We start from the raw sequence: 2,975 nt of genomic DNA, 5'->3' as shown, positions 1-2,975 counted from the left end.
ACCAGGGTCAGGGGCGCGACGGCGGCGGTCCGGGCCAGGCCGGCCACCGAGACGCGGACGGAATCGATCGGCCCGCCAGCGCGGGCCTGGTGGGTGAAGGCGTTCGTGCGCCAGCTCACCGGCCCGGCGCCGTCGTAATAGCGGTCGGCGTCGAGGATGCGCGCGTCGCCGGACGCGACGCCAGCGGGCGACAGGGCGAAGCCGCCCTCCAGCGCCAGTTCGATCGCATCGACGTCATAGGAGACAATGCCCGTGGCGCTGGCCGGATCCAGCGGCCGCAGCGTCTCGGGCTTAACCTGGAAGGAGACCTTGTCCGCCGGGGCGGGGTTGCCGGGAGTCGAGACGCCGCCGCTGGCCGCTTTGGCCAGTTTGCCCGCCTTGGACGCCGCGCAGGCGGCGGTCCCATACAGGCTCGCCATGGCCGCGCACGCGGCGATCAGGCTGAAAACGGTACGCTCCCCAGCGACCCGCATCACGGATTCCCCAATCCCAATGGACACCCAGCCTACGCCCTTCACGCCGCCTGTCCACCGCGACGAAAGCGCACGTGGTGAACAGCCGTGAGCGCCGCCGGTTCCGTCCAAACGCAAAACGGCGGCGCGATCCCCATCGCGCCGCCGTCTTTCCATCAGTGGGCCGTGACCGCTCCCGCGGTCGCCTCGCCTATTGGCAGGCCAGGCACTCGTCGTAGTCGGTCTTTTCGGGCGCGTCGAAGCCAGCCGTCTGGACCTTGTCCTCGGCGCCGGCGTAGGCGGCGCGCTGCACCGACTTGGAGCGCAGATAGTAGAGGCTCTTCACCCCGCGTTCCCAGGCCTGCCAGTGCAGCATGTGCAGGTCCCACTTGTCGACGTCGCCGGGCAGGAAGATGTTAACCGACTGGCTCTGGCAGATTTCCGGCGTGCGGTCGGCGGCCAGCTCGACCACCCAGCGCTGGTCCAGTTCGAAGGCGGTCTTGTAGACGTCCTTCTCGTCCTGGCTCAGGAAGTCCAGGTGCTGGACCGAGCCTTCGTGCTCCAGGATCGAACCCCACACCGCGTCGGTGTTCTGGCCCTTCTCCTCGAGCAGGTTCTCCAGATAGGGGTTCTTGACCGCGAACGAGCCCGACAGGGTCTTGTGGGTGTAGATGTTGGCCGGGATCGGCTCGATGCCCGCCGAGGTGCCGCCGCAGATGATCGAGATCGAGGCGGTCGGGGCGATGGCCAGCTTGTGCGAGAAGCGCTCCTTGGAGCCGCGCTCGGCGGCGTCCGGGCACGGGCCCTTCTCCTCGCCGATGGCGATGCTGGCCTTGTCGGCCTCGCGGCGCAGGTGCTTGAACATCCGCATGTTCCAGCTCTTGGCCAGGGCGCTCTCGAACGGGACGTTCTGGCTTTGCAGGAAGCTGTGGAAGCCCATCAGGCCCAGGCCCACCGAACGCTCGCGCATGGCCGCGTAGACGGCGGTCGAGGCCGCGTCGGGCGCGCGATCGATGAAGTCCTGCAGCACGTTATCGAGGAAGCGCATGACGTCCTCGATGAACGTCGGATGGTCGCGCCACTCCAGGAAGGTCTCGGCGTTGACCGACGACAGGCAGCACACGGCGGTGCGCTCGTTGCCCAGGTGGTCGGTGCCGGTGTGCAGCATGATCTCGCTGCACAGGTTCGACTGGCGAACCTTCAGGCCCAGTTCCTGTTGGAACGAAGGCATGGCCCGGTTCACGCTGTCGGAGAACACCAGATAGGGCTCGCCGGTCTGCAGGCGCAGCTCCAGGACCTTCTGCCAAAGGGCGCGGGCGTCGATCTCACGCAGGACTTCGTTGGTCTTGGGCGAGCGCAGGCCGAACTTCTTGCCGTCGCGCACCGCATGCATGAACTCGTCGGTGATGTTGATGCCGTGGTGCAGGTTCAGGGACTTGCGGTTGAAGTCGCCCGACGCCTTGCGGATCTCGAGGAACTCCTCGATCTCGGGGTGGTGGATGTCGAGATAGACGGCCGCCGAGCCGCGACGCAGCGAGCCTTGGCTGATCGCCAGGGTCAGGCTGTCCATCACGCGGATGAAGGGGATGATGCCCGAGGTCTGGCCCTGACCCTTGACCTTCTCGCCGATGGAACGGACGCCGCCCCAGTAGGTGCCGATGCCGCCGCCGTTGGCCGCCAGCCAGACGTTCTCGTTCCAGACGCTGAGGATGCCGTCCAGGCTGTCGTTGACGGCGTTCAGGAAGCAGCTGATCGGCAGACCGCGATCGGCGCCGCCGTTGCTCAGCACCGGGGTGGCCGGCATGAACCACAGGCGGCTCATGTAGTCGTAGACGCGCTGGGCGTGGTCGGCGTCGTCGGCGAAGGCCGTCGACACGCGGGCGAACATGTCCTGGTACGACTCGCCCGGCAGCAGGTAGCGGTCTTCCAGCGTGGTCTTGCCGAAATCGGTCAGCAGGGCGTCGCGCGAGCGATCGACCTCGACCTTGCGCACCAGCGCCAGCTGCGGGCGCTTGGCGGGTTTGATCGCGGCCAGGCGGGCCTCGTTCCGGGTGTTCGTCTTCGCCGCTTCACTGCCGTTCATGACCAAATCCATTGCTCAATCAGCGTGTTCCGGTGAAGGGAAAGTCCCAACCAGCCGCTATATCTTGTGGCTGAGGAGCCCCCTCAACCCACATATGGGGCCACAGTGGTGAATGACTCGTCAACGGCCCGACGGAGAGTTTTTCGTTAACAAGCTGTGAACGGCTCGAAGTTGTGAGGCAGGATCAAGGGGTTGCCTAGGCGAACTTTTTTCACCCGCGACAGACCGCCGCAAGGCGCCCCAGGACATCCGCCCCCGGACAACGATGTTCGCTCACAGGATGACCACAAGACAGGGCGGACGCCGGTGGACGGCGGCGCCGGGACGGGACGACGGCGGAGCCCCTTGAAAGCCCTGCGGGCCAGGGTCGGCGCTCGCGGCTGACGAACGGAAACCTCCGGACAAAGAGAAAGGGCCCGGCGTTTCCGCCGGGCCCTCCC

General features: G+C 66.8%; 1 protein-coding gene and 1 pseudogene. Both read right to left on the bottom strand.

The window, feature by feature from the left end; translation table 11 throughout:
- Positions 1–473, bottom strand: a pseudogene (locus VJ655_RS13545) (DUF2219 domain-containing protein); the annotation flags it as partial.
- A gap of 190 nt (positions 474–663) precedes the next feature.
- Complete coding sequence (locus VJ655_RS13540) at positions 664–2,541, bottom strand: ribonucleoside-diphosphate reductase subunit alpha (protein ID WP_324111898.1); 1,878 nt, start codon at positions 2,539–2,541, stop codon at positions 664–666.
- Between the last annotated feature and the right edge of the window lie 434 nt (positions 2,542–2,975).

The sequence above is a fragment of the Caulobacter sp. genome, assembly GCF_035254145.1.
GTDB lineage: Bacteria > Pseudomonadota > Alphaproteobacteria > Caulobacterales > Caulobacteraceae > Caulobacter.
Note: the sequence above shows the minus strand (reverse complement) of the source record. Positions and strands in the feature narration are given on the sequence as shown.